Annotated in this window: 24 protein-coding genes, 2 pseudogenes and 1 other annotated feature; of the genes and pseudogenes, 8 read left to right on the plus strand and 18 right to left on the minus strand. The window is 43.2% G+C overall.

All coding sequences use genetic code 11. The annotated features are described in order from the left end of the window. The first annotated feature begins 86 nt into the window (after positions 1–86). Positions 87–278 carry a YqzH family protein gene (locus AC623_RS12720; protein ID WP_049663029.1) on the plus strand — a complete coding sequence of 64 codons (192 nt, stop codon included), beginning with the start codon at positions 87–89 and terminating at the stop codon, positions 276–278. Between the two features lie 69 nt (positions 279–347). On the opposite strand, the gene AC623_RS12725 is transcribed toward AC623_RS12720, so the two are convergent. Beyond that, positions 348–1,139: an SDR family NAD(P)-dependent oxidoreductase gene (locus tag AC623_RS12725; RefSeq protein ID WP_049663030.1), complete on the minus strand. Its 792-nt coding sequence runs from the start codon at positions 1,137–1,139 to the stop codon at positions 348–350. A 14-nt stretch (positions 1,140–1,153) separates the two neighbouring features. Further along, positions 1,154–2,125 (minus strand): MBL fold metallo-hydrolase, encoded by a 972-nt coding sequence (locus AC623_RS12730; RefSeq protein WP_049663032.1) that lies wholly within the window; start codon positions 2,123–2,125, stop codon positions 1,154–1,156. Positions 2,126–2,344: 219 nt separating this feature from the next. Continuing rightward, positions 2,345–2,564: a binding site (T-box leader), on the plus strand. Between the two features lie 63 nt (positions 2,565–2,627). Here AC623_RS12730 and proC point away from each other — a divergent pair. Together proC and namA are read left to right on the plus strand one after the other, a co-directional pair. Further along, positions 2,628–3,455 carry a pyrroline-5-carboxylate reductase gene (proC, locus tag AC623_RS12740; RefSeq protein WP_049663036.1) on the plus strand — a complete coding sequence of 276 codons (828 nt, stop codon included), beginning with the start codon at positions 2,628–2,630 and terminating at the stop codon, positions 3,453–3,455. A gap of 69 nt (positions 3,456–3,524) precedes the next feature. Further along, positions 3,525–4,538 (plus strand): NADPH dehydrogenase NamA, encoded by a 1,014-nt coding sequence (namA, locus tag AC623_RS12745; protein ID WP_049663038.1) that lies wholly within the window; start codon positions 3,525–3,527, stop codon positions 4,536–4,538. 149 nt (positions 4,539–4,687) lie between these two features. Here namA and rnz read toward each other — a convergent pair whose 3' ends face one another. Then, positions 4,688–5,602, minus strand: a complete 915-nt coding sequence (gene rnz, locus AC623_RS12750; protein WP_049663040.1) for a ribonuclease Z — start codon at positions 5,600–5,602, stop codon at positions 4,688–4,690. A gap of 110 nt (positions 5,603–5,712) precedes the next feature. Here rnz and AC623_RS12755 point away from each other — a divergent pair, with 110 nt between their 5' ends. Beyond that, entirely contained in the window at positions 5,713–6,147 is a 435-nt protein-coding gene (locus AC623_RS12755; protein WP_049663041.1) for a DUF1694 domain-containing protein, read from the plus strand. Between the two features lie 22 nt (positions 6,148–6,169). On the opposite strand, the gene AC623_RS12760 is transcribed toward AC623_RS12755, so the two are convergent. Further along, positions 6,170–7,420 (minus strand): DNA polymerase IV, encoded by a 1,251-nt coding sequence (locus AC623_RS12760; protein ID WP_049663043.1) that lies wholly within the window; start codon positions 7,418–7,420, stop codon positions 6,170–6,172. 430 nt (positions 7,421–7,850) lie between these two features. On the opposite strand from AC623_RS12760, the gene AC623_RS12765 reads away from it, so the two are divergent. Together AC623_RS12765 and AC623_RS12770 are read left to right on the plus strand one after the other, a co-directional pair. Then, the gene (locus tag AC623_RS12765) at positions 7,851–9,254 is read left to right on the plus strand and encodes an APC family permease (protein WP_049663045.1); all 1,404 of its coding nucleotides are present in this window, start codon (positions 7,851–7,853) and stop codon (positions 9,252–9,254) included. Then, a complete protein-coding gene (locus AC623_RS12770) occupies positions 9,241–10,569 on the plus strand; it encodes an aminotransferase family protein (RefSeq protein ID WP_049663047.1) in 1,329 nt (442 codons plus the stop codon). Before AC623_RS12765 ends, AC623_RS12770 begins: the two co-directional genes overlap by 14 nt. A gap of 254 nt (positions 10,570–10,823) precedes the next feature. Here AC623_RS12770 and AC623_RS12775 read toward each other — a convergent pair whose 3' ends face one another. The 7 genes from AC623_RS12775 to mce all read right to left on the minus strand — a co-directional run bounded on the left by AC623_RS12775 (position 10,824) and on the right by mce (position 16,459). Continuing rightward, positions 10,824–11,615 (minus strand): DUF817 domain-containing protein, encoded by a 792-nt coding sequence (locus AC623_RS12775; RefSeq protein ID WP_049663049.1) that lies wholly within the window; start codon positions 11,613–11,615, stop codon positions 10,824–10,826. A 65-nt stretch (positions 11,616–11,680) separates the two neighbouring features. Further along, positions 11,681–11,905, minus strand: a complete 225-nt coding sequence (locus AC623_RS12780; protein ID WP_049663050.1) for a helix-turn-helix domain-containing protein — start codon at positions 11,903–11,905, stop codon at positions 11,681–11,683. Between the two features lie 10 nt (positions 11,906–11,915). Next, a complete protein-coding gene (locus tag AC623_RS12785) occupies positions 11,916–12,398 on the minus strand; it encodes a DUF2975 domain-containing protein (protein ID WP_049663051.1) in 483 nt (160 codons plus the stop codon). A gap of 256 nt (positions 12,399–12,654) precedes the next feature. Next, positions 12,655–13,134: a chemotaxis protein CheW gene (locus AC623_RS12790; RefSeq protein WP_049663053.1), complete on the minus strand. Its 480-nt coding sequence runs from the start codon at positions 13,132–13,134 to the stop codon at positions 12,655–12,657. A gap of 103 nt (positions 13,135–13,237) precedes the next feature. After that, positions 13,238–14,362, minus strand: a complete 1,125-nt coding sequence (locus AC623_RS12795; RefSeq protein ID WP_049663054.1) for a M20/M25/M40 family metallo-hydrolase — start codon at positions 14,360–14,362, stop codon at positions 13,238–13,240. A gap of 118 nt (positions 14,363–14,480) precedes the next feature. Further along, positions 14,481–16,037: an acyl-CoA carboxylase subunit beta gene (locus AC623_RS12800; RefSeq protein ID WP_049663056.1), complete on the minus strand. Its 1,557-nt coding sequence runs from the start codon at positions 16,035–16,037 to the stop codon at positions 14,481–14,483. Continuing rightward, positions 16,034–16,459: a methylmalonyl-CoA epimerase gene (mce, locus tag AC623_RS12805; RefSeq protein WP_049663058.1), complete on the minus strand. Its 426-nt coding sequence runs from the start codon at positions 16,457–16,459 to the stop codon at positions 16,034–16,036. The genes AC623_RS12800 and mce overlap by 4 nt, the downstream gene beginning before the upstream one ends. Positions 16,460–16,642: 183 nt before the next feature. Here mce and prli42 point away from each other — a divergent pair, with 183 nt between their 5' ends. Next, entirely contained in the window at positions 16,643–16,738 is a 96-nt protein-coding gene (gene prli42, locus AC623_RS21530; protein ID WP_156187042.1) for a stressosome-associated protein Prli42, read from the plus strand. Between the two features lie 20 nt (positions 16,739–16,758). On the opposite strand, the gene AC623_RS12810 is transcribed toward prli42, so the two are convergent. From AC623_RS12810 to AC623_RS12830, 5 genes are all read right to left on the minus strand, one after another. Further along, positions 16,759–17,757: an aromatic acid exporter family protein gene (locus tag AC623_RS12810; RefSeq protein WP_049663060.1), complete on the minus strand. Its 999-nt coding sequence runs from the start codon at positions 17,755–17,757 to the stop codon at positions 16,759–16,761. A 78-nt stretch (positions 17,758–17,835) separates the two neighbouring features. Then, positions 17,836–18,273 carry a BrxA/BrxB family bacilliredoxin gene (locus tag AC623_RS12815; RefSeq protein ID WP_049663062.1) on the minus strand — a complete coding sequence of 146 codons (438 nt, stop codon included), beginning with the start codon at positions 18,271–18,273 and terminating at the stop codon, positions 17,836–17,838. Positions 18,274–18,540: 267 nt separating this feature from the next. Next, complete coding sequence (gene meaB, locus AC623_RS12820) at positions 18,541–19,647, minus strand: methylmalonyl Co-A mutase-associated GTPase MeaB (RefSeq protein ID WP_049663064.1); 1,107 nt, start codon at positions 19,645–19,647, stop codon at positions 18,541–18,543. Beyond that, entirely contained in the window at positions 19,647–21,839 is a 2,193-nt protein-coding gene (gene scpA, locus AC623_RS12825) for a methylmalonyl-CoA mutase (RefSeq protein ID WP_049663066.1), read from the minus strand. Before scpA ends, meaB begins: the two co-directional genes overlap by 1 nt. Continuing rightward, positions 21,832–23,751 (minus strand): methylmalonyl-CoA mutase family protein, encoded by a 1,920-nt coding sequence (locus AC623_RS12830; RefSeq protein ID WP_049663068.1) that lies wholly within the window; start codon positions 23,749–23,751, stop codon positions 21,832–21,834. The genes scpA and AC623_RS12830 overlap by 8 nt, the downstream gene beginning before the upstream one ends. A gap of 226 nt (positions 23,752–23,977) precedes the next feature. On the opposite strand from AC623_RS12830, the gene AC623_RS12835 reads away from it, so the two are divergent. Then, positions 23,978–24,838, plus strand: coding sequence for a DUF1002 domain-containing protein (locus tag AC623_RS12835; RefSeq protein WP_049663069.1), 861 nt, complete (start codon positions 23,978–23,980; stop codon positions 24,836–24,838). A gap of 57 nt (positions 24,839–24,895) precedes the next feature. On the opposite strand, the pseudogene AC623_RS12840 reads toward AC623_RS12835, so the two are convergent. Beyond that, positions 24,896–25,828: pseudogene (locus AC623_RS12840) on the minus strand (dihydrolipoamide acetyltransferase family protein); the annotation flags it as partial. A 162-nt stretch (positions 25,829–25,990) separates the two neighbouring features. Next, a pseudogene (locus tag AC623_RS22350) lies at positions 25,991–26,137 on the minus strand (biotin/lipoyl-containing protein); the annotation flags it as partial. Positions 26,138–26,171 lie beyond the last annotated feature (34 nt).

The following is a 26,171-nucleotide window of genomic DNA, read 5'->3' on the forward strand; positions in this document are numbered from 1 at the left end:
AAAGAAAAGAGAATGTTTGCAACAGCCTTTAAGCCGTCACGATTGGCGGCTCTTTTCTTCTCCACCATCGGCAAAGGAGGGATCTTTTGGAACGAGCATTTATGAAAAAAATGATTAAACAAAACTTGTCTCAATACCACTTTTCATTAGAGGAAAATGAAGCTGAAAGCATCTATAACACATTGATCGACCGCGTTCAACAGCGGCGGGCTACGGATAATGATGAATTGTATGAAATTATTGAAGATGAAGTCTATGCTTTTATCACAAATACATAAAGATTCCGGGTGCTTATCCGGCACTTGGAGTTTATAATAAATAATCAGGATTAGGCAGACTAATCCTGATTATTTTTTAAAAAATGCATTGCGGCCAATCCGCTCCACTACACGCGGAAATAAAGTATAAAGAACACTGCCGGCATTCATCCACTTTGGCAAGTTAATTTCTCTTTTATTCGTATTCATCGCTTTTACTACTTCACTAGCGACTTTCTCGGGCTTTAGCATCCATCGGGCTACATTTTTCGCATAGGAGCCAGACGGATCGGCCGTCGTGAAAAACTCTGTAGCAATTGGCCCTGGATTCACTGCCGTTACTTGAACCCCGTCACGTGCCATTTCCATTCGCAGGCTATTTGTATAGCCAAGAACCGCATGCTTTGTGGCCGCGTATACACTTGATTTAGGCGTAGCCATCTTGCCAGCCTGTGAAGCAATATTAATAATATGGCCGCTTCGCCGGGTTTTCATGTGAGGAAGAATCATTTGTATACAAGCAATTAACCCGAGAACATTTACTTGAAACATTGATTCTATTTCTTCCCATTTCGCTTCATGGGCTTCATTGAACACACCAAAGCCGGCATTATTGACGAGAACATCAACAGAGGCTACCGTTTTTAAAATTTCATCAAATACACGCTCTACTTCTTCTTTGCGGCTAATGTCAATAGAATAAATGAATACATCCGCTGAAAAAGTGCGGGTAAGCTCTTCTTTTATTTCTTTTAGGCGGTCTAAACGGCGGGCAAGCAGCACTACGCTAGCTCCTTCAGCTGCCGATTGCTTTGCTATTTCCATTCCCAAGCCACTAGATGCACCCGTAATAATGATCGTTTTTCCTTGTAAACGGCTCATTTTACTCCTCCTCTTCACAAAGGAAAATAAAACAGGACTCCTTTATCATCCCGCTCAACTCCTGCTTCCCCAATATGAAGAAGATAATCAAGCTGCCCAATGGTCTCTGACATCGTTAAGCCAGTTTCCTTTTTGTATACAGCCGGGAAAAGACGCATACACACCTCAAACGCTGTGTGCGGCTTTTCTTTCAGCATCTCTTTCACAGACATCGCCCGCTCATGCTGACGCTCTAAGCGACGAGTTATCAAAGGCACAATATTTCTTACTTCTTTTCCATGCCCTGTATAAACAGTGTCAACCGGAACATTCATCATTTTTCTCAGCGATTCATTATACTGAAGCTGAGGCTTCGGCCGTTCTTCTCCCCGGTTAAGCGGCGGCTCAAGAAGCGGATTGGAAGAAATCGTCGCTAAAATATGGTCCCCAGCAATTAAAGCCCCATCTCTCTCCCGAAAAAAGGCCAGGTGGCTTTGAGCATGACCAGGCGTTTCAAAAACACGCCACTCTTCCAGCCCTGGCAGCCGGTCACCTTCTCGGACAGCAGTCGTTAACACACTATTTTCACTGCTGAACTTTAACGGTGACTGTATCTTCCCAAGCATCGTCTCTGCTTCTGGCGGTAAACCAGCTTGTAAAAAAAGCTCTCGAAAAAAGAAAAAATTTTCTTTTAAAAATTCTTCATCCTTAGCAAGCCACTTTTTGCAATATGGGTGTCCGATAATGTCAATTCCTTCTGGAAGAAAATCAAGCAGTCCAATATGATCAGGATGATGATGAGTTAAAACAGCTTGTTCGATATCATCCACTGTATAACCAATCTCAGATAAGCCAGATGTGAACGCTTCAAAAGAAGCAGCTGTTTTAACACCTGCATCTACAAGGGTTAAACGGTCACCTTTTATTAGAAAAACATTTACATCACCGACTGGAAAAGGAGTCGGCAATGTGATTTTTATAATATCGCCAAAACTTTCAACATTCATAAACGAAACACCTGCCTGCATCATAATAAGCATATCTTTATTTCAAAAAAACAATCTTTTTACTCATTTTAGCTTTTCTCTAAGTATTTGTCATTATTTTCACACAATGGAACTGGAAAAATTAACTTTATTTTTTATTTGCCCTTGACAGATGAATCGGTTTTTTGCATAATCACATATAACTCAAACTATAAACACTTAAAAGAAAATTCTCATAATAAACGAGCGATGAAAAAGGATCAGTAAATAAAAAATGGTGCCAGAGAATGGAGCCCGCCGGCTGAAAAGCTCCATCACCCGCTTTTTTATTGAACCTGCCTTTTGAGCCTTTAGGAAAACCTAAACGCAGACCCGGCGTTATCGGGATCAGAGTGTGCAGAATTTTCATTTCTGCAAACAAAGGTGGTACCACGGAAGCAAACACCCTTTCGTCCTTTACTAGAGGATGAAAGGGTGTTTTTTTATTTATCGACTTACATTTCATTTAAAGGAGGATATTCAGATGAAAACGACATTTATCGGTGCTGGCTCTATGGCGGAAGCGATGATTTCAGGCGCTATCTCAAACGGCGCCCTTACTGCCGATGATATTTATGCAACGAACAAAGCGAACTCAGACCGACTTCAGAAACTGAACAAGCGTTATGGAATTCACACTGGTTACGAAATAGAAACAATGCTTTCAGATAGCAGCATTGTCGTGTTAGCGATGAAACCAAAAGATGCAAAAGATGCGTTAGAAAAGATTAAAGAGCACCTCTCACCTTCCTCTTTAATTGTTACGCTGATGGCAGGGGTAACGACTCATTTTATTGAACAAATGACAGGACGGTCTTGTGCAATCGTTCGTGCTATGCCGAATACATCGGCAGCAGTTGGAAAATCAGCGACCGCCATCGCAATGAATGAGCATGTGACAGAACAACAAAAAATGGCGGCGCTCGCTCTTTTTTCTTCCATCGGTCTTACAAAAATTGTAAAAGAAGAGCAGCTAGATGCGGTGACAGGTCTTTCTGGAAGCGGCCCAGCTTACATTTATTATGTCGCAGAGGCGATGGAACAAGCGGCAGAAGCCATTGGCCTTGAGAAAGAAACGGCCAAACCGCTTATCATCCAAACGCTGCTTGGGGCAGCTGAAATGCTTTCTGTGTCAGAGGGAAAAGCGGAACAGCTTCGCAAAGGTGTCACGAGCCCAGGCGGCACAACAGAAGCTGGCATCCGAATTTTAGAAAACGAAAAAGTAAAGCAATCTTTTGTAGATTGCATTGTAGAAGCCACTGCCCAATCCAAACGCCTCGGCCTTCCTTACCAAAATCCAGTAAAGCAATAAGCCAATTATTTTGGCTCTTCAAAATGCCTTGCTATAATGGAATTTGGCAGATATTGAAGGAGGATTCCAATGGCAAGAAAATTATTTGAACCTTACACTATTAAAGATGTTACCTTAAAAAACCGTATCGTCATGTCGCCGATGTGCATGTATTCTGCGGAAGAGGACGGCAAAGTAAACGATTGGCACCTCGTTCACTACCCAGCGCGAGCGGTCGGTCAAGTTGGTTTAATTATCGTAGAAGCAACTGCAGTTACCCCTGAAGGACGGATTAGCGAAAATGATCTCGGCATATGGAGCGATGACCATACAGCTGGATTTAAAAAGCTCGTTTCTTTAGTAAAAGCCCACGATGCAAAAATTGGCATTCAGCTCGCTCATGCTGGGCGTAAATCCGAAGTAAGAGGAGAAATTTTAGCCCCTACTGCATTAGCGTTCGATGAAACAATGAAAACACCGAAAGAAATGACAAAAGCTGAAATTAAACAAACGATCAAAGCGTTTGCCGAAGGAGCTAGACGAGCAAAAGAAGCAGGATTTGATGTCATCGAGCTTCATGGTGCACACGGATACTTAATCAATGAATTCCTTTCCCCGCTGACGAATCATCGGGAAGATGAATACGGCGGAAGCACGGAAAATAGACTTCGCTTTTTACAAGAAATCATTCAAGCAGTCCGAAGCATTTGGAACGGTCCTTTATTTGTTCGGGTATCAGCAAATGATTACAATGAAAACGGGCTGAATGCCGATGACTACAGCGAGATCGCTAAGCAATTGAAAGAGTGGGGCGTTGATTTAATAGATGTTAGCTCAGGAGCCGTTGTACCGGCAAAAATCAGTGTTTTCCCCGGCTATCAAGTGAAATTTGCTGAAACGATTAAACATGGTGCCAACATTCCTGCAGGAGCGGTCGGCATGATTACGTCCCCTTCCCAGGCTGAAGAAATTTTGCGTAACGAACGAGCAGACTTAATTTTCCTCGGTCGTGAATTATTGCGAGATCCTTATTGGCCGCGCCGAGCAGCGATTGAGTTAAAAACAGAAATAAAAGCACCTGTACAGTACGAACGGGGCTGGTAATAAAAATGTCAGGCTATTAACCAACTCCCTCTTTCTGGTACGTTTTGAAAGATAGCTGTTGTCCATCAGCCTGACATGATATAAATGATTTTTCCTCCATACTCTAGAGTCTGCTTTCCTGGGAGGAAAGCGGACTTTTTCGCTTTCCATTAAATCGAAAACTCCATAAAATCATCAGCAAGAAGGACCGGGGCAAAGACGGCTTCCGCTTCTCTCTTTAGCTGTTCCATTTCATCTTTTGTATATCTTGAACTAATGTGATTTAAAATGAGTGTTTTTACGCCGGCTTTTGAAGCAATTTCTGCTGCCTGAGCCGTTGTAGAATGAAAATAGTCGTGGGCCATTTGCGGAGTTTCCGCTGAAAATGTTGCTTCATGAATGAGCAGATCGGCTTCCCTTGCGAGTTCAACAGACGCCTCACAAGGCCGCGAATCCCCTAAAATTGCGATAGTTTTACCTTTTTGCGGCAAGCCAGTATACTTTTTCGGATCAATAAGCCGGCCATCCTCTAATGTAACCGTATTTCCTAATTTAATTTCTTTATAGAGAGGCCCCGGAGGTATTCCGTCTTTTTTCAACTCTTCCACAAGCAGGACTCCCGGCTTGTCCTTTTCTTGAATTCGATATCCGTACGACTCAATGCCATGTTCAAGCCGACGGGCTGTTACGGTTAGATGGTCATCTTCAAACACATGTCCTTCATCTATTTCTATTATTTCCAACTCATACTGCAGCCTTGTTCCGCTTATACTGATAGAGACTTGAATAAACTCTTTAATTCCTTTTGGCCCATACACTGTAAGCGGCAGCTCGCCGCCTTGGAAAGAGCGGCTTCCGAGCAAACCCGGCAGACCAAAAATATGGTCACCGTGCAAATGAGTAATAAATATTTTTTCAATCCGTCTCGGTTTAAGAGACGTATGTAAAATTTGATGCTGTGTCGCTTCCCCGCAATCAAATAGCCAGACTGCCCCTCTTTCGTTCAACATTCTGAGCGCTAGTGAACTTACGTTTCTTACTTTTCCCGGCACACCGGCTCCGGTTCCTAGAAATAAAATATCCATTCTGTCCACTTCCTTAAAAAAATTTAACAATAAGACAAAAAGTGCGTTAATCGGCAGCCATTAAGGGTATACAAAATAAAATGCTGTCTATACAGAGGGAGGTTGGGCTTTTGAAAAGATTCATGTCAGCTTTCAAAACATCCGCTGCTACCCTGTCTGATGGAGCAAGAGAATACTTGGGGACAGAAAGAGAGCGGATTGAAGGCGCACTCACAGCCAAACAAATCTACAAAAAACAAGGAAGAGATGAAGTAGAGAAATGGATCTCCATTATTCGCGAAGGAGAAATGCGCTTAAATAGCGATCTTGATTACACATACTTAACCCCTTATATTCAATTGGCTATTCAATATCAAATCCCCTATCTAATTGTAGAAAGCGACGAATTTGAGACAAATATTGGCCTCGTAATCGCCCATGCTTATGCCGTTGATAAAGACAGCATTTGGCTGAAAGATGAGAAAAAAATCGGAAAAAACAGTCCCTCTATCACATTGAAACGGCAAATGGACCCATTCTTTGCTGTGGAAGGTGAACATTCCTGAACTACCATCATTCTTGTAACTTTTATTCATTCTTTACGTCATCATCTTCTTCTGTATGGCCGGGTACGGCTTCTTTGCCAACCGGTCTCTTTTCGTTTGCCTGATGAATGATTCCATCCCCATATTTTTCATTGATCCTTTTCATCGTTTCCATTAATGAGGCTTTTTTAGCCGTCTGCTCATAGGAAAATAAATCAAGCTGTACATCTGCCTGCCCTTTCTCCACTAGGTCAGACAGCGTAATACCGAGAAGACGGACTCCATTTCCGTTCCAATGCTTTAGAAATAAACATTTAGCCTCTTCTAAAATAGCACTAGTATTTTGCGTCGGTTCTGCTAACCTTTTGCTGCGTGTAATCGTCTTCCAATCTTTGTAACGAATCATAATACTAATGGACGTACCAAGAACCTCTTTTTTTTGCAACCGAGCAGCGACTCTCTCAGACAGCTTCTGAAGCACAGCCAAAAGCTCCTGCTGCTTTGTTTCATCTTTTGGCAGTGTAATAGACTGTCCTACACTTTTAAAATCATTCGCTGCCTCAGGATCAACTTTACGATGATCAACGCCATTCGCTCGCTCTTTCAAACGCATTCCTCTAATACCCAAGCGACTTTTAAGCAAATGATCATTTCCCTTAGCTAAATCGCCAATCGTTAAAATGCCAAGAGCTGCGAGCTTATCTGCTGTTTTTTGCCCGACACCGTGCATGTTTATCACAGGTAGAGGCCATAAAACAGCGGGGACCTCTCTCTTTCTTAATACGGTAATCCCGAGAGGTTTTTTCATGTCTGATGCCATTTTAGCTAGAAACTTATTAGGCGCTACTCCGATGCTGCACGGCAGTGACAAGTGCGCTAAAATTTGTTGTTGAATCGCCCGAGCAATGTCTAAGGGCTTCCCAAGCGAATGACTATTCGTTATATCTAAGTATCCTTCGTCAATGGATACGGGTTCGATAAGCGGAGTATATTGGGTCAAAATACGAAACATTTCCTGTGACGCCTGCCGGTACCGTTCAAAATTTGGAGGCAGAATAATTAATTCCGGACATAGTCTCTTTGCTTCCCAAACTGTCATCGTCGTTTTTATCCCAAACTCTCTTGCTTCATAGCTGCAAGTGACAATAATGCCCTTCCGTTCTTGAGGATTTCCAGCGATCGCAAGAGGCCTTCCTCGCAACGAGGGATCATGGGCAACTTCTACGGATGCATAAAAGCTGTTCATATCAACATGCAGGATGACACGTCCATTCTTTGGATAAAAATTTTCCAATTTATCCACTCCCGCTGTTATTTTCGAATAATAACTATCTTTTTATTATACAACGAAAAAGGAAAAACAACATGTATTCTATTGAAGATAGAACTGAGCCTTTTGATAGAAATATTATTATTCATTAAATAATTTTGAAAATTCATTTACAAATTTTTTAGAATAAGATAAACTGACATTAAATAAGTCTTTTCACAGAAATTTAATAATTTAACATTTTTATTCAATTTTAATATAGAACTGTTTAGTCTGCTCACTTTTCCTTCCAGAATTGTTCCAGCAGTCAAAGAGCCAGTCTGTACCAACCTGTTGCTTTTAGATCGGTTGATTACTGCTGGCTTTTATTATACATAAAAAACTAAAAATTCATAATAAACAGTGTCTTCCTATATAGTGAAAAGGCTTAAGGATTTACAGGAGGTTATACATAATGGAAAAGCAGCAAGATTTCAACAAAGTATTGTCTAGAGTCGATGTTCTTGTACTCGCTTTTGGCGCTATGATCGGCTGGGGCTGGGTCGTCTTGTCAGGCGATTGGATACTAAAAGCAGGATCAATCGGCTCCATTATCGCCTTTCTTCTCGGCGGTGTTCTTGTTATTTGTGTAGGTCTAACCTACGCGGAAATGACAACCGTTTTCCCAAAGACTGGAGGCGCGTATCACTTTCTCAAAGAAACACTCGGAATGAAAGCAGCCTTCATTGTGGCCTGGGCCCTCTTGCTTGGCTATATTTCAGTTGTAGCATTTGAGGCAGTTGCCTTGCCTACAGTCATAGAGTATATTTTTCCTAACTATCAAGCTGGTTATCTATGGACCCTTGGCGGCTGGGATGTTTACTTTTCTTGGGCAGCGATCGGGATGGTCGGATCAATCATTGTCACCATCATTAACTGGATCGGCGTTAAGCAGGCTGCCTTTTTGCAAATAGTTTTAACTTTATTGTTAACGGCTATCGGATTAATGCTCGTGTTCGGTTCTACATTTGGCGGCGGTGAAATTCAAAATATGGATCCATTATTTGTCGGAGGAATGGCAGGCGTGATGGGTGTGATGATCATGACTCCTTTCTTATTCGTTGGATTCGACGTTATTCCACAAGTAGCCGAAGAAATGAACATTCCAATGAAAGCGATTGGCAAAATCATTATTTTATCTGTTAGTTTCGCTGTTCTATGGTACGTACTTATTATTTATGGTGTTTCCCTAAGTCTTGGACCAAATGAATTAAAGCTTTCCACTCTTGCGACAGCCGATGCGATGGGAGTGGCTTTTGGTTCACCGTTATTCGCTAAAATTTTAATTCTTGGTGGAATTGCTGGCATTTTAACGAGCTGGAATGCTTTTATCATTGGCGCGAGCCGGATTATGTATGCTATGGCGCAAGATGGAGCCCTGCCAGCGTGGTTCGGTAAAATCCATCCAACATACAAAACACCTGCTAATGCCATTTTAGTTATTGGTCTTCTTTCTACTCTGAGCCCACTGCTCGGCCGGCCGGCACTCGTCTGGTTTGTTGATGCTGGAGGACTTGCTATTGTACTCGCTTACTTTATGGTTTCTGTTTCCTTTTTGTGGCTGCGCAAAAACAAGCCCGAGTTAGAAAGACCTTTCAAAGCTGGCAACAGCAGCTTGATCGGCTGGTCTTCTTTAATCTTGACCATTGGCTTTATCATTTTGTATATGCCAGGTATGCCATCTGCACTAATCTGGCCTTATGAATGGGTTATTACACTTGCCTGGTGGGCTGTTGGTTTCTACTTCTTGTTTAGAAAGTCCTCTCCAGCAACACCAGCAATATCAAATAATGAGGTGAATGAACATGTCCATAAATGAAACCTTAACTAACGAATTAGTAGAGCTTGACAAGAAACACTTTATCCATCCAACTTCTTCTATTAAAGAACAGCAGGAAAATGGACCAGCTATTATTTTTAAAGAAGGAAAAGGTGTCTACTTAACGGATATTGAAGGAAAAAAATATATTGAAGGAATGGCGTCCCTTTGGAATGTTAACGTCGGTTATGGACGGACAGAATTAGCCGAAGCAGCGAAAGAACAATTGGAAACCCTTGCATTTGCTTCAAGCTTTGCTACATTTAGCAACGAGCCTGCTATCCGTCTTGCCGCAAAAGTAGCTGACATGGCACCAGGCGATTTAAACGCTGTTTTCTTTACATCTGGCGGCTCAGAATCAAATGACACCTCGTATAAACTTGTTCGCCATTATTGGAAAATAAAAGGACAGCCAAATAAAACAAAAATTATTTCCCGGGAACGCGCTTACCATGGAGTAGCAGTCGGCTCTACGAGTGCAACGGGCATTAAAGATTTCCACCATATGACGACTTCTCTCGCAACAGGGTTTGTTCATACTGAATCTTTTTCACCGGAAGCATTAAGAAAGACGATTGAAGCAGAAGGTGCCGATACGATTGCTGCCTTCATCGCCGAGCCTGTTCAAGGAGCTGGCGGAGTCAATATCCCGCCGGACGGCTATTTTCAGGAAATTCGTAAAATTTGTGATGAATACAACATCCTTTTAATTGCGGACGAGGTCATTACGGGGTTTGGCCGGACAGGTAAAATGTTTGCCTGTGAGCATTGGGGCATCGTGCCTGATGTCATGCTGCTGGCAAAAGGAATTTCTAGCGGGTACATTCCACTTGGTGCGGTTGTAGTGCGTGACCATGTTCACCAAGACTTTATTAATCTGTCTGAAGGAACTCTTTTACACGGCTTTACGTATAGCGGCCATCCGACCGCATGCGCAGTTGGATTAAAAAATATTGAAATTCTAGAGAGAGAGAACCTTGTTCAAAACTCAAAAGAAATGGGAGCCCTCCTTCATGAGAAATTGAAAGTGCTCCAGTCAGAAACAAACATCGTCGGAGAAGTTCGCTTCCTTGGTCTAATCGGCGCTTTAGAAATCGTGAAAAACCAACAAACGAATGAACGCTTCTCCCAAAAGCTTGCTCCGCAAATTATTACAGAAGCAAGAAAACGCGGACTCATCCTGCGTACTGTTACGTTTGGCGACTCTGATACAATCGTATTTGCCCCGCCACTCGTCATCAATGAAGAAGAAGTAAATGAACTTGTCAGTATTTTAAAGGCTGCTATTTTAGAAGTTCAACAAGCTGCCTTATAAGAAACCAAGAGCTAGAGGCCCCGCTTTCAGTCTGTTAACAAACGTTGATTTCCTTCGATACTCATGAAAACTAAAGCCTGTCTCGCAGTTTACCAAGTAATCAGCGAGACAGGCTTCTTTAAAATCAGCTTTTCTTTTTAACTGTACCCTTTAGTCGTTTATGTTTTCTCAAGCCTTCCTGTGTATATGAAGAGGCAGCATGGCGGAGTTTTGTACGCTAGGAGAATTTCAACTTAAAAGAGAATTCTAAACCGTTAGACCACTTGCCTAATATCGATCCTAGAAGAGCTTTTTTCCTTCACCTGTTTTAACGTTGCTACTATCAGAAAGCTAACAATTACTAACAAGAGCCAAGAACTTACCTTTCCGAGATGAACGAGGCTCCATGCATCAGTTTGGTTTGGATATTGCCAAGCTCCAAAGAACGTAGCGATATTTTCAGCGATCCATATAAAAAATCCGATGAGCACAAAAGAAAGCGCAAGCGGCATACGGTAACGAGTTCCGCCAACCTCATATATGACCCAGGATTTCCAAAAGACGATGATAACAAGGGCAGATAACCACCAACGAACGTCCATCCAAAAATGATGAATGAAAAAATTCAAATAAATCGCTGCTGCAAGCGGCACAACGACTACAAGCGGCGGCCATTTCATTAGTTCAATCTTAAGCCTCCTCCACGCCTGGCAAAGATAACTCGCTACACTAGCATACATGAATCCACTATACAAAGGCACTCCAAAAACTTTGAAATACCCTTCCTCCGGATAAGACCAAGAGCCCATATGTACCTTGAAAAGTTCAAGCGCAAGCCCGATAAGATGAAATAATGTAATAACCTTTAGTTCATCCCGGGTTTCAAGTCCAGAACGTACCATCCACCACTGCATCAGCAAACAGATGATGAGCATCCAGTCGTACCGTGCCAGGAAAGGAAGCGGCACGATCTGTGTAAAAGCTAAAGAGGCAAAAATAACGACAGGAAATAAACAGGATAAGGCCTGCTCCCAACCAAAGCGAACGAGTTGTGTCAGTGCTCTCATGCTTTGTTCCTCCATTTTTTTTGGAATATATGTAAGTACTGTAGACAAACTAGTACCATTCCTCGTCACCCGTCTTGAGTGCCCTCATCACTTCGGTATTCTAAAATGTCTCCTGGCTGACATTCTAAAGCTTTGCAAATCGCTTCTAAAGTTGAAAATCGAATCGCTTTTGCCTTGCCATTTTTTAATATCGAAAGGTTAGCCATTGTGATCCCTACCCTCTCCGAAAGTTCCGTTACGCTCATTTTTCTTTTAGCCAGCATGACATCAATATTGATAATAATTGCCACGTTATTCACCTCAGACCGTTAAATCGTTTTCTGATTTTATATCAATAGCAGCTTTTAAAAGCCTTTGCAGAACAGCAGCGAAGACAGCAATCACGATGGAAGCAAAGATGATGATCAGCCCGATTAATATGATACCCGGGGCGTCATCCTTCTCCGCTATGAGATATAAAAGCGGCATATTGAACACATATAAGATACTGATTGTAATGGCACAATATTTTATATTTTTTAAAGCTCCTACAGATAATTCGGAGAACGCTTCGTTCCGGTCAATATAGTGTAACAATTTAAAAGCCTGATACAAAGCGAAGTAAAAAGGAATCGCCGCTGCATCCAAGCCAATTAAAACGAGATATTTCAAATAAGCCATATCTGGATACAATTCTTCTGCAAAATTCGCTATTTCAGGCACTAAAAATATACACAAAGCAAGAACTGGAATGCCAATAATGATAACAGCTATCTTTAAAAAAAGTGTTGTCCCTCGTTCCATACAAAACACCTCACATCTTCAGTTTCTATTTGAATTTACCATATGATTTATCGTTTTACAATAAATTATTATTCATTTTCATTATATTTTTATTGTTGGACAAATATCCTTTTCATTTTTAATAAACAGAAAAAGCATTCCTTATTACAAAGAAATGCTTCATAACGTCCTCCATGAATCTAACTCGTTCATACAAAAAAATAGCAGGGATCTCCCTGCTATCTTTGCCATTCATATGTGTTTATCTTTCCATTGTCTATACAGAAGATGCTTTCGTATTCTTCATATACTCTTGGATATCCTTGATCCCTTCAAGTGAAGAGACGAGTATATCCGGGTCGATGATCGTGATGAGACGTTCTGCAAAAGAAGCAATACCCGTAAAATATTTCGTTTTGTCATAGGCTGCAATTCCTAGCTGTTTTAACGATTCGGGCGAGATATCGATAATTTCCTTCGCTTCTTTGACTAAGAATCCAATCGGCAGAGCCTGTGTTTGCACGACGAGCAGCCGCGCCTCCTCTGATTCAGCAAGGGTCCGATTATAAAGAACCGCTTCAAAGTCAATAACCGGTATAAGATCCCCTCTCGCTTTGGTTACTCCCCTCATGTAAAAAGGCATATGAGGAATAGGATTAATGAACTCTACTTTTTCAATTGAGATAACGGATTGCACTGGAACCGCATATTCTTCTCGGCCGCTTTCAAAAATGACAGCTTTATTGACTGGCTGCATAAAAACTCCCCTTTTGTCTTTTTCTTCTACTGTATCATAAGGAGGAGGCAGCAGGCAAAAAGACTTATTTCAAGCTTGCTTCATTCGATCAGTGAGACTGTCCTTATTTTTCTTCAGCTGTAATGGCCACAATCGCCGTTGCTATTTCAGCGAGCTTCACAAGCTCCTCAATAGGCATTCTTTCATTTTTTGTATGGATTTCTTCATATCCAACAGCTAAGTTTACTGTCGGAATACCGAAGCCAGCGATTACATTTGCATCGCTTCCGCCGCCGCTCGTTAACAGTTTGCTTGGACGGCCAATCCGCTCGGCTGCTTTTTTTGCCACTTCTACCACATGGTCTCCCTCGCCGAACTTGAACCCTGGATACATCACTTCCACGTTCACTTCTGCCCGTCCATTCATTTCGGCAGCTGTTTGTTCAAATGCATCTTTCATTTTCTGTACTTGTGCTTCCATCTTTTCTGGGACGAGTGAACGCGCTTCTGCTAAGATGGAGACATAATCACAAACGATGTTCGTTGCCTGTCCTCCCTCGAAACGGCCAATATTGGCTGTCGTTTCTTCGTCAATCCGGCCGAGCGGCATTTTTGCAATCGCTTTTGCTGCGATCGTAATAGCGGATACTCCTTTTTCAGGTGCAACACCGGCATGAGCTGTTTTCCCAAAAATCCCGGCTTTGATTTTTGCCTGTGTTGGAGCTGCGACAATAATATTCCCTACTGTACCATCACTGTCTAATGCATAGCCAAATTTCGCTTTCACGAGAGACGGATCTAACGCTTTTGCTCCCACAAGTCCAGACTCTTCGCCTGCTGTGATAATAAATTGAATAAGGCCGTGTCTAAAATTTTGTTCCTTTAACACTCTCACCAATTCAAACATAGCCGCAAGACCCGCTTTATCATCTGCTCCTAGAATCGTTGTTCCGTCTGTAATCACGTACCCGTTTTCAATGCTCGGCTTGACACCGGCTCCTGGTACAACCGTATCCATATGAGAGGTAAAGTAAATCGGGTCTACCCCCTCTTTTGTCGCTTCTAGTGTACAAATTAAATTGCCAGCTCCGTGACCCGTTTTGGCTGCGGAATCATCTTCGTATACGTGCACACCCAATTCTTCAAATTTGCTCTTCAATACCTTTGCAATAGCGGCTTCATTTTTTGTTTCTGAATCAATTTGAACAAGCTCAAGAAATTCATTTAGTAATCGTTCTTTATTAATCATTTTATGTACCTCCCTGATTCTTTCCATTTTCAGTATACTCTTTCCACTGAGCAATTCCAAATCTTTCACATAGCAAAGACCCCATCTCGCTCATAAAGCGGCTAGATGGGGATAGAAATTAAAGCGGGATATTTCCGTGCTTTTTCTTTGGACGTTCTTCTTTTTTCGTTCTCATCATCTCAAGCGCTTGAATCAGCTTGATTCTTGTCTCACGCGGATCAATGACATCATCGACCATCCCGTGGGCTGCCGCTACATAAGGATTAGCAAATTTTTCACGGTACTCCTCAATTTTCTTCGCTCTCGTTTCTTCCGGGTTCTCGCTATTGGCAATTTCTTTTGCAAAAATGATGTTAGCCGCTCCCTGTGGGCCCATTACCGCAATTTCAGCGTTCGGCCAGGAGAAAACGAGATCGGCTCCAATTGATTTACTATTAAGAGCTACATAAGCTCCACCATATGCCTTGCGCAAAATAACCGTAATCTTTGGTACAGTTGCTTCTGAATAAGCGTATAAAATTTTAGCGCCATGACGGATAATCCCCCCATGTTCCTGTTTGATGCCCGGGAAAAAGCCGGATACATCTTCAAACGTAATGAGAGGAATGTTAAAGGAATCGCAAAAGCGAATAAACCGTGCTGCCTTATCCGATGAATCGATGTCGAGCCCCCCAGCCATAAACTTCGGCTGATTGCAGACAAGCCCCACTGTTTCTCCTTTGATGCGCGCAAAGCCAACGACGATGTTCTTAGCAAACTCTTTTTGTACTTCCATAAAGGACTGCTCATCTACTACCTGTTCAATGACCTTTCGAACATCGTAAGGACGAAGCCCATCAAAAGGCACGATATCGGTCATATCTTCCCGGTAATCGTCTTCCTCAGAATAGTTAGCTGCCGGCGTTTTTTCTTCATTATTTTGTGGCAAATAAGTGAGCAAGGCTCGAACCATTGCCAGTACCTCTTCTTCAGAGCTACCGCGAAAATGAGCATTGCCGCTAATGGTATTATGTACTTTTGAACCTCCAAGGTCCTCAGAGGAAATTTTTTCTCCCGTAACGGTTTCAATTACTTTTGGCCCCGTGATAAACATTTGGCTCGTCTGGTCAACCATAAAAACAAAATCGGTAATCGCTGGTGAATAAACAGCACCGCCGGCACAAGGTCCCATAATGACAGAGATTTGCGGAATCACCCCTGAATAAATCGCATTACGGTAAAAAATATGACCATAGCCATCTAGTGAAACGACACCTTCTTGAATGCGTGCACCACCTGAATCATTCAGCCCAATGAAAGGAGCTCCGTTTTTAGCTGCGAGATCCATCACATTGGCTATTTTTTTAGCATGCATTTCCCCAAGGGCGCCGCCGAAAACCGTAAAGTCCTGAGAGAACAAATAAACAGGACGTCCATTGACTTTTCCGTAGCCTGTTACGACTCCATCACCCGGTCCTTTTACATCTTCTAACCCAAAATGTGTGCTGCGATGCTCAATAAACGGATTGATTTCAACAAACGTATCGGGATCGAGAAGTAAGTCAATACGCTCGCGAGCGGTCAGTTTGCCTTTTTCATGCTGTTTTTCAATTCGTTCGTCGCCGCCGCCAAGCTCTACCTCCCGCCGTCTGTCGTATAATTCATTAATGCTCGTAAAAATATCTGGGGTTGTCATAATGATTTCTTTTCTCCTTCCGTCTTGCTCTTGTCACAAAGTTCGAATAGCACTCCGTGGGCTGATTTAGGATGCATAAAGGCGACCTCTGCCCCTCCCGCCCCCGGCTTCGGTATGTCGTTAATCATGCGAATGCCGTTTTCTTTTATTTCCTGGATACGCTGTTCAATATTTTCTACTTTAAATGCTACATGATGAATACCTTGGCCCCGCTTTTCAATAAACTTAGCTATGGCACTTTCACTGCTCATCGGCTCAAGTAATTCAAACTTTACATTTCCAGCATCTATAAAAGCGACTTTCACTTGTTCCGAAGCCACCTCTTCTATTTTCATTAAAGCAAGTCCAAGCTGCTCCGTATAAAAACGCAGTGTTTCTTCCAATGAGCTAACCGCAATACCGATATGATCTATACGATTCATTATCAAGACCTCCCTTTCGAAAAGAACTGAAACATGTGTAGTCTTCGATAACAACTAAAAAAATCCCTTCTTTTTTGCTGCTTTTGTCCCGTCCATTCAACTTGAGATTTTACGAGAAAACCGCTATGATAGAATTACATAAAGAATCCTGTCCGGAATAGTAAAAGGAGCGTATAAGCTTTTATGAGAAATAAAGTAGTACAAAAAACGGTCATTTATATCATGCTGCTGACGATGCTCGTTTCCACTCTGTTTTTTGGCCTATCCATGTTTTTATAGCAGCAAAAAAAGAAGCCGGCTTACTCCATCTGGGGGGCCGGCTTTTTTGTTCTTCCGGCGGCTTTCTCTTTTTTCAACCCTTTAAAAGAGCTTTTTATGAGCAAGTACTCTTCCATTTCTTTAATGAACTGAAACAGTGCCGCTCTTGCTTCGAATTCTTCGCGGGTATCCGGCAGATCCATCTGATCAATTTCCGCTTTTAAATCATATAGTTTGGCGAGGTGAAGCAGTGCTGTATTGCCCGGATGCACACGCTCGCTTAAAGCATCCATAAAATCAGCTAACACGATGGCAGCCTTAACTTGATGAGAAATAGATGTGACAATTCCTAAAATCCGCTCGATGATGTCAAACTGCTTTTCTCTCATCACAAAGTAACTGTAAAAGATTTTATCATCCTTTAACAAATGGTTTTCTACATTTTGAAAAGCAAGCATTTTTCCTTCTTTGATCATCTTCTCTGTCTTAACAATTTCTTTTCCATCCCACATGTGATCTTGATTGCGCAAATACAAAGCGATTTCATGGAAGATGGCTGTAAAATTCCGTTCAATCTCTTCCTGAAAGCCATATAACTTCTTCTCTACACTAGGCATATAAAGGTTCATAAGCAAGGCAACGCCAATTCCAATTGAAATAATATAAAATTCATTTAGAATCAGCTGCCCCGTCACTTCACCGGCAGAAAAAATATGAAGGATAATGACACTGCTTGTCACCACTCCTTCTTTCAGCTTGGTAGCCACAAGCGTAGGAATGAAAAACAAAAGCAAGAGTCCCACGACAGGAGCATAATAGCCAATCCCTTCGAAAAAAGCGAAAGAAAAGACCATCGCTATGGCGCACGCAAAAAATCGGCTTCGGGCAGCTTGCAGCGATTTCCTCCTCGTGTTCTGAATACATAAAATCGTAATAATGCCTGCTGATACGAAGTTTTCCAATCCTACCCATTGGGAAATCATGATAGCTGCAGTCGTGCCGACAGCTGTTTTCGCCGTCCGATACCCTATTTTAAACATAATCGTCTCCTGTGCTGAAAAATCAGTTTGTAGTGAAAGAAAACCTTGCCATCACGATGACAAGGTTTCAATCTATATTTACACTTCTTCGCAATACTTGTCAAAAGCATCTTGAAGCTTTTGTACAACAGACATTGGATCATGTCCTTCAATTTCATGGCGTTCTACCATCGTGCACAGCTCGCCGTCTTTCAAAAGAGCAAAAGATGGGGAGGACGGTGGATAACCGACAAAGTAACTGCGCGCTTTCGCTGTCGCTTCTTTATCCTGACCGGCAAAAACCGTTACAAGATGATCTGGACGCTTGTCATGATGAATAGAATGAGCCGCAGCCGGACGAGCGATGCCGCCAGCACAGCCACACACTGAATTGATCATTACTAGTGTTGTGCCCTTTTTAGCAAATGTTTCTTCGACTTCCTCTGGTGTTTGAAGCTGTGTATATCCAGCAGCTGTGATTTCCTCACGTGCCTGGCGAACGACATCATTCATTAAAAAATTAAAGTCTATATTCATTGATACCACTCCTTTATCCACATTCGTGTACCCTTATGATAAGACAACGACGCACGGTTTTCAAATAATCTAGTAAATTTTTTATAAATTATGTTTTAAAAACAGCCAATCGGGGAAGATAAATAAGGCAACTAGATCCGTACCCCCTAAACTCCCTAATGGAAGGCTGATACTCATATGAGTATCAGCCGTTTTTTTGTCTTTGTTACATTTTCACTGCGATCAATCATTGAAAAAATGCCATCTGCTTTTAGTAGAGTCTTTATTTTATTGCTCATTCTGCTTATAGACATTGGAAAATAAATTGACCAGTGCCTGAGCCGGCGTTATTTCACCTGTCATCGCCTTTTGCTCCATTTCCGCCAAGTGATGAGTGACATAAGGATGCTGATAAAAATTGGCCTTCAGCTGTTCCACAATCAGCGCATGCAGCCATTCTTTCGTTTGCAGCCGCCGCCGTTCTTCAAATGTGCCGGCTGCTTTTGTTTTCTCTTCAAATTCTTGAATGACTTCCCATAGTTCTAGAATGCCGTTTCGTTGAATAGAAGAGCATGTGAAGGCTTGCGATGCCCAGCCTTTTGTCGCTGGCTGGAGCATATGAAGGATCTGATTAAATTCCCTTCTCGTTTTTTCAGCCAATTGCTTATTAGGACCGTCCGCTTTATTTACCACAATTGCATCGGCCAGCTCCATAATTCCTTTTTTCATTCCTTGCAGCTCATCGCCTGCACCTGTCAGGACGATAAGCAAAAAGAAATCGACCATGCCGCGGACCATGAATTCACTTTGGCCAACACCAACTGTTTCGATCAAAATCACTTCAAAGCCGGCTGCTTCACAGAGAAGCATCGTTTCTCTCGTTTTCCGGTGCACGCCGCCAAGCGTGCCACCAGAAGGAGAAGGTCGGATAAAGGCATTCGGATGCCTCGCCAATGACTCCATTCTCGTTTTATCACCGAGAATACTGCCGCCGGAAATCGAAGAACTGGGATCAATAGCGAGCACCGCTGTTTTTAGTCCGCTTTCACAGAGCATATGGCCGAACGCTTCAATAAAAGTACTTTTTCCAGCTCCCGGAACGCCCGTAATGCCAATACGAATTGACTTCCCTGTACGGGGAAGCAGCTGCTGCAACAGCTCCTGGCCATAGTTATAATGGCTTTTTGCATTGCTTTCAATAAAAGTAATAGCTTTAGCCAAGTCTTTGCGTTCGCCGGCAAGAATTTTTGCTGCCAGCTCTCCTGCATCTGGCAGCTGCTCCTCTTTTTTTCGAAACCGCCTCTTCTGAGGAGAAGCAAAGCCGTCATGAGAGGAAGTGATGCCTTTTCTTACATGAAGGGCCGATTCATGATGGGAATGCTCTTCTTTCGTCATTATTCTGCCACTTCCTCGTAACCGAGCCTGCGGTAGATCTCCTCCAAGATTTTTTGAGCTGAGACTGGAATAACCGTGCCTGGCCCAAAAATACCGGCCGCCCCGTTAGCACGGAGAAACTCGTAATCTTGAGCCGGAATAACTCCGCCTATAAAGACGATAATATCCTCTCGCCCCAGCTTCTTTAGTTCATTCATTAAAGCCGGAAGCAAGGTTTTGTGTCCTGCAGCAAGCGAGCTGACACCGATTGCATGCACATCATTCTCCACTGCTTGTAAAGCCGTTTCTTCTGGTGTTTGGAATAGCGGTCCAATATCTACATCAAAGCCTAAATCGGCGTAAGCAGTAGCCACTACTTTCGCTCCCCGATCATGGCCGTCCTGTCCCATTTTAGCAATCAGCAGACGCGGACGCCGTCCTTCCTGTTCACTGAATTCATCAGTCATCCGCTTAACTTCAGCAATTTGCTCTTCATCCGAAAAATGAGAGCTGTACACACCGCTCACTGACCGGATAACTGCTTGATGTCTTCCGCTTACCTGTTCGATCGCATCGGAAATTTCTCCAAGTGTCGCACGCTCCCTTGCTGCATCTACTGCAAGCTCAAGCAAATTCCCCTCTCCTGTTTCGGCTGCCTTAGTTAGAGCTGTTAAAGATTCTTTTACTTTTTCTTCATTGCGTCCTGCTTTGACACGCTCTAAGCGTTCAATTTGCTTCAGACGCACGGCGGTATTGTCAATATCGAGAATATCAATCGGTTCTTCCTCCGCCATCCTGTAGCGGTTGACCCCAATAATCGTTTCTTCAACAGAATCGATTTGCGCCTGGCGCCTAGCCGCCGCTTCTTCAATTCTCATTTTAGGCAAGCCCGTGTCGATCGCTTTTGTCATGCCGCCAAGCTCTTCTACTTCTTCTATGTGTTTCCATGCTCTTTCCATCAGTTCATGCGTCAGCGCCTCCACATAATACGAGCCGGCCCATGGATCAATCACATTCGTAATACCCGTTTCCTCCTGGAGGTACAGCTGCGTGTTACGAGCAATCCGAGCGGAAAAATCCGTCGGCAAGGCTATCGCTTCATCCAATGCATTCGTATGAAGTGACTGTGTATGCCCCATGGCAGCTGCATGAGCTTCAATCAATGTGCGGGTTACATTATTAAATGGATCCTGCTCTGTCAGACTCCAGCCTGACGTTTGAGAATGAGTGCGCAAAGCGAGCGATTTAGCGTTTTTCGGCTCAAACGGCTGCATCAACTGAGCCCACATCCGGCGGGCAGCCCGCATTTTTGCTACTTCCATAAAATAATTCATGCCAATTGCCCAGAAAAATGACAGCCGCGGAGCAAAAGAATCAATGTCAATACCAGCCTCTAGTCCAGTCCGAACATAATCCAGCCCGTCGGCAAGTGTATAAGCCAGCTCAATATCGGCCGGGGCGCCTGCCTCTTGCATATGATAGCCGGAAATACTAATGCTATTAAATTTCGGCATGTTCTCAGATGTATATTTAAAAATATCGGCAATAATCCGCATCGAAACTTCCGGCGGATAAATATAAGTGTTTCTCACCATGTATTCTTTTAAAATATCATTTTGAATCGTCCCGGACAGCTTTTCACGTGGAACGCCTTGTTCTTCTGCCGCTATGATGTAAAAAGCCATAACCGGCAGTACCGCTCCATTCATGGTCATAGACACGGACATTTGGTCCAGCGGAATCCCATCAAATAAAATTTTCATATCTTCCACGGAATCAATGGCGACACCAGCCTTTCCGACATCGCCGACAACACGCGGATGGTCGGAATCATATCCCCGATGAGTAGGTAAATCAAAAGCGACAGACAGCCCTTTTTGCCCCATCGCCAGATTACGGCGATAAAAGGCATTGCTTTCTTCCGCAGTCGAAAAACCAGCGTATTGCCGAATGGTCCATGGACGGTTCACATACATCGTCGGGTAAGGTCCCCGTGTGTAAGGGGCGACACCAGGAAGGTCCTGTAAATGCTCCATCTCCTTGGTCGTCTCTTTCGTATAAAGAGGCTGCAGACGGATTTGTTCATTCGTTTCAAACGCGAGCTCTTCAAAGGACTTCTTCACTTCTTGCTCCAGAGCCGTCTTCCACTCTTGAAAAGAACGAGAATCGTTTTTGCCTTTTGGATTAAATTGCTGAAAATCCGGTTTACTCATATGCCGCCACCCCTTCCAAATGATCAAGCAGCTCTGTTGCTTTTTTGATTAGGTTTTGTCCTTTATACAGCTGCCCATCAAGGCCAGCCTGCTGCCATTCTGCTTTAATTTCGTCGGACAGCCTTCCTGCCAGATCTATTCTCAGGCCAGAATTTGTCTGCTTCATGGCCGCCACCAGCTGCGGACCAAATTGGTCGTATGCTTTATCCTTTCCACAGATGCAATAATAAGATAGCTTACTTTCTTTGATGAAGCGCACGGCCTCCTCAAGCGTCTGGCACTCTCCGCTTAAATGAGCCATGATACCACCCGTCGCTAATACGCCCGTTACGAAATCCGCCCGTGGTTTAAACTCTTTTAATTTCCCTAAACAAATGAGCCCCGCCTTCGCTTCTATGCCCTTTGCTCTTTCTCTCAATCTTTCAAACGGTTCAGCCAGCCTTTGGCCCTTGACAGGAATCACTTCGCTGCCGCTATCTTTTGCATGGAGTTCGGCAATCGTTGTCTTTTCAGTTACTTGATCAGCCAGCTCATTAAACGAAGCAACAGACTGCTCTGCTCGAAGCACGGATAGCTTTGGCTTTTCTTTCAGTATATCTTCATGGAGATCGGCGTAAATATTCGTGCCAATCATGGACTTTTTCTGTATAGCCAATTCATCGTTTTTCTTTTCTAGCATTTCGGCTAGTTCTGCTTGCAGCGTCCCCGCTTTCAGGGCAGCAATGATCCCGCCTGCCTGTTCGATAGCTAAAAAATGCTCCCACGCTGATTGGCTAAGCTGAGCCGTTAAGGCCTCTATATAGTAGGAGCCGCCCGCTGGATCAATCACTTCTCCAAGATGGGACTCATCTTTTAGAATAAGCGGAATGTTTTTAGCGATCCGCTCTCCGAGTGCAGAAGGCATTCCGCTTACCTCATCAAACGACTTTACTTGTAAATACTCCACGCCTCCAAGCAAGGCTGAAAACGCTTCACTTCCTGTGCGCAAAATATTCACATGACGATCGAGCTTTGACAAATTGAAAGAAGAAGTCTCCGCTCCAATCAGTACTTTTACATCATCCCCTGTTATTCCGTATGCTTCACAAAGCGTCGTCCAGCACTGGCGGAAGGCTCTCAGCTTGGCTGTTTCCATGAAGAATTGTGAACCAATGGCAAAGTGAATCGCCATGCCCTTCACCACTTCTGCCGGAGACCAGCCTTTTTCTTTCAGCCACTCGATATAAAAGACGGCTTCAGCGAGCGCCAGTGAAATTTCCTGAAAAGCATTTGCTCCAGCTTCATGATAAGGAGCCGTGTCAATACGGATCGATTTCAGTCTAGGAAACGCTTTCTTTAATTCGGTTGCTGCTTGTGCATACAGAGCGAGCGTTTGCTCACCAGCAACGAGTCCTTTTTCCGCATAAAGCGAAACAATATCCGTTCCGACAGCACCGTACAGCTTGCTAGTTTTTGATTTTAATAAAAAAGAAGCGATCGCAAGAAAGTGGTCTTTTGTATTTATGTACAGCGGGTATTCCTCTAAAGGCAATGCGGAAAACTCACTGAACGCCATTGCCGGCAGATCTTCTAATGCAAACGAGATCGCATCCTGTCCTGCTTTGAGGGCCGCCGCAAGCTTTTCTGTTAAAGCGGCACTATTATCTGCCTTCACAGCATGGGCATTCTTCCAAGGCACTTCCATGTAGCCACCTTTGTGAAACCCTCTCGTATATAGAGGATAGCCGGGATACTGCTCGGTGTCAGGTGATGCGTCATTCAGTCCATATAAAGGCTTTAACACAATCTTTTCATAGGTGGCTGTCTGAAGGGCGGTGAGCGGTTTTCCCTTTAAGGAAGCTGTTGCTGTCTTTTCCCACTCCTCCAGCGTCACTTTTGGAAAACGCTGAGCTTTTATTTCTTGAATATCCATGCAATCTCCTCTCCTTCGCCTCGCTTTAAATGATCGTTCTTTAAAGATTCTAACTCTTTCTTTATTATTATTTTATCTGAACCCATTACGGCAATCAATGAGAAGCAGCCAAAAAGCAAGCAGCTCCTCCCTTTTTCTCATGGTCAATCCGTGAAAATTTTTTTATAACATGCTATGCTATCTTTACCTTCTTCATTAGAAGGAAACTGAATTAGGGGAGAAAAAAATGAGAAAAATCTTCGCATGGTTGGGAGTATTGTTGTTAAGCTTTACAACGATTGCGCATGCTGACAGTGTAGTCGGCGACGTGATTGTCACTCTCGGCGAAAATTTATCACCCGCTCAAAAAGAGCAAGTTCTAGAAGAAATGGACGTTCCAAGCGATGTTACGACTGTCACCGTATCCAATGCTGAAGAACATAAATACTTAGGTGAATATATACCGAAAGCGCAAATTGGTTCAAAAGCCATTTCATCTAGTAAAATTACGATGAAAGAAAAAGGATACGGCATTAATGTACAGACACATAATATTTCTTGGGTTTCCAAAGAAATGTATACGAACGCTTTATCGACAGCTGGCGTAAAAGATGCAGATATCTATATTACGGCTCCATTTGAAGTATCGGGCACAGCAGCACTCACTGGATTGATTAAAGCCTATGAAACATCTACAGGAGAAAAAATTCCAGAAGAACAAAAACAAGTAGCTAACGAAGAAATGGTAACAACAGCTAAGCTCGGGGACCAAATCGGCGAAAAACAAGCGACCGAATTAATTCAACGCATTAAAGAAGAAGTAGCAAAGGAAAATCCGCAAACTCTTCAAGAGATTAAAGTGATTGTCAATAACGTATCAAACGAGTTGAATATCCAGTTAACACAAGATCAAACTGATCGGCTTGCTGCTTTGTTTGATAAAATGAAAAATCTTGATATTAATTGGGATCAAGTGAATAGCCAGCTTGATAAAGCAAAGGAAAAATGGAACAATTTTAAAAACTCGGATGAGGGTCAAGGCATCCTGCAATCCATTATTGACTTCTTACAAAGAATCGTTGACTGGATTGCCGGCCTGTTCAAGTAAAACAATGAAAAAATAGCGAAAAAGCTGCCAGGGGGTCCCGGCAGCTTTTTTAGTTTCTTAATAAACAGATGTATTCTCGGAAATGTTCTCTAAAATTTCTTTCACACGCTGCAAGAAACGTCCGCAGATGAGACCGTCAAGTACCCGGTGATCCAATGACAGGCAGAGGTTTACCATGTCACGCACCGCAATCATACCGCCTTGCATAACAACAGGACGTTTGACGATCGATTCCACTTGCAAAATGGCGGCCTGAGGATAATTGATAATACCCATTGACTGCACAGAGCCAAATGAACCTGTGTTGTTTACTGTGAAAGTGCCGCCTTGCATATCCTCTGCTTTGAGCGTGCCGGAGCGAACCTTGCCAGCCAGCTCGTGAATCTCACGGGCAATGCCTTTAATCGTCTTCTCATCCGCCTGCTTAATAACAGGAACGAACAAGGCATCGTCTGTCGCAACAGCAATGGACAGGTTAATTTCTTTCTTTTGGATAATTTCGTCTCCCGCCCACATAGAATTCACTTCTGGAAATTCCTTTAGAGCTTGAGCAACAGCTTTCACAAAGAAAGCGAAATACGTTAAATTAAATCCTTCTTTTTTCTTGAATTCCTCTTTTAAAGCATCACGGCGAGCGACAAGATTCGTCACATCTACCTCCATCATCGTCCAAGCATGCGGTACTTCCTGCTTAGAGCGTACCATATTTGCGGCAATGGCTTTTCTCACACCGCTCACTGGAATGCTAATATCACCCGGCATCGAGGAAACAGATGATTTTGACTGTGCTCGCACGGCCGGCTTTTCTTGTGACACAGGTTCGGGCTGTGCCATTGTTTGCTGTGATGCTGGGATGCCGCCGGATTCTATTATTTTCAGCAAATCTTTACGGGTAATCCGTCCGCCTTTTCCAGAACCAGCCACTTGTGTTAAGTCAATATTATGCTCCTGCGAGAGCTTTAAAACGGCTGGTGAATACCGGGCTTTGTTTTCCGTTTTCTCTTCCGCCACTTGTTCTGTCTCCGTGTGAACAGCTTCCGTACTCTCCTGTGAAATTGCTGACTTTTTCTCGCCAGCCCCTTCCACGTCCATTAAACAGATAACCGCTCCGACTTCGAGTGTATCTCCTTCCGCAGCGATCAGTTCTTTTATTGTACCCGTAAAAGAAGAAGGCACTTCCGCATTTACTTTATCTGTCATCACTTCAGCAATCGGATCATATTTATTGACATGATCCCCCGCCTGGACAAGCCATTTGCTAATGGTTCCTTCGGTGACACTTTCTCCAAGCTGAGGCATCGTTACTTTTTCTATTGTCACAAAAAAGCCTCCT

Source organism: Bacillus sp. FJAT-27231 (genome assembly GCF_001183975.1).
GTDB classification, from domain to species: domain Bacteria; phylum Bacillota; class Bacilli; order Bacillales; family Domibacillaceae; genus Pseudobacillus; species Pseudobacillus wudalianchiensis.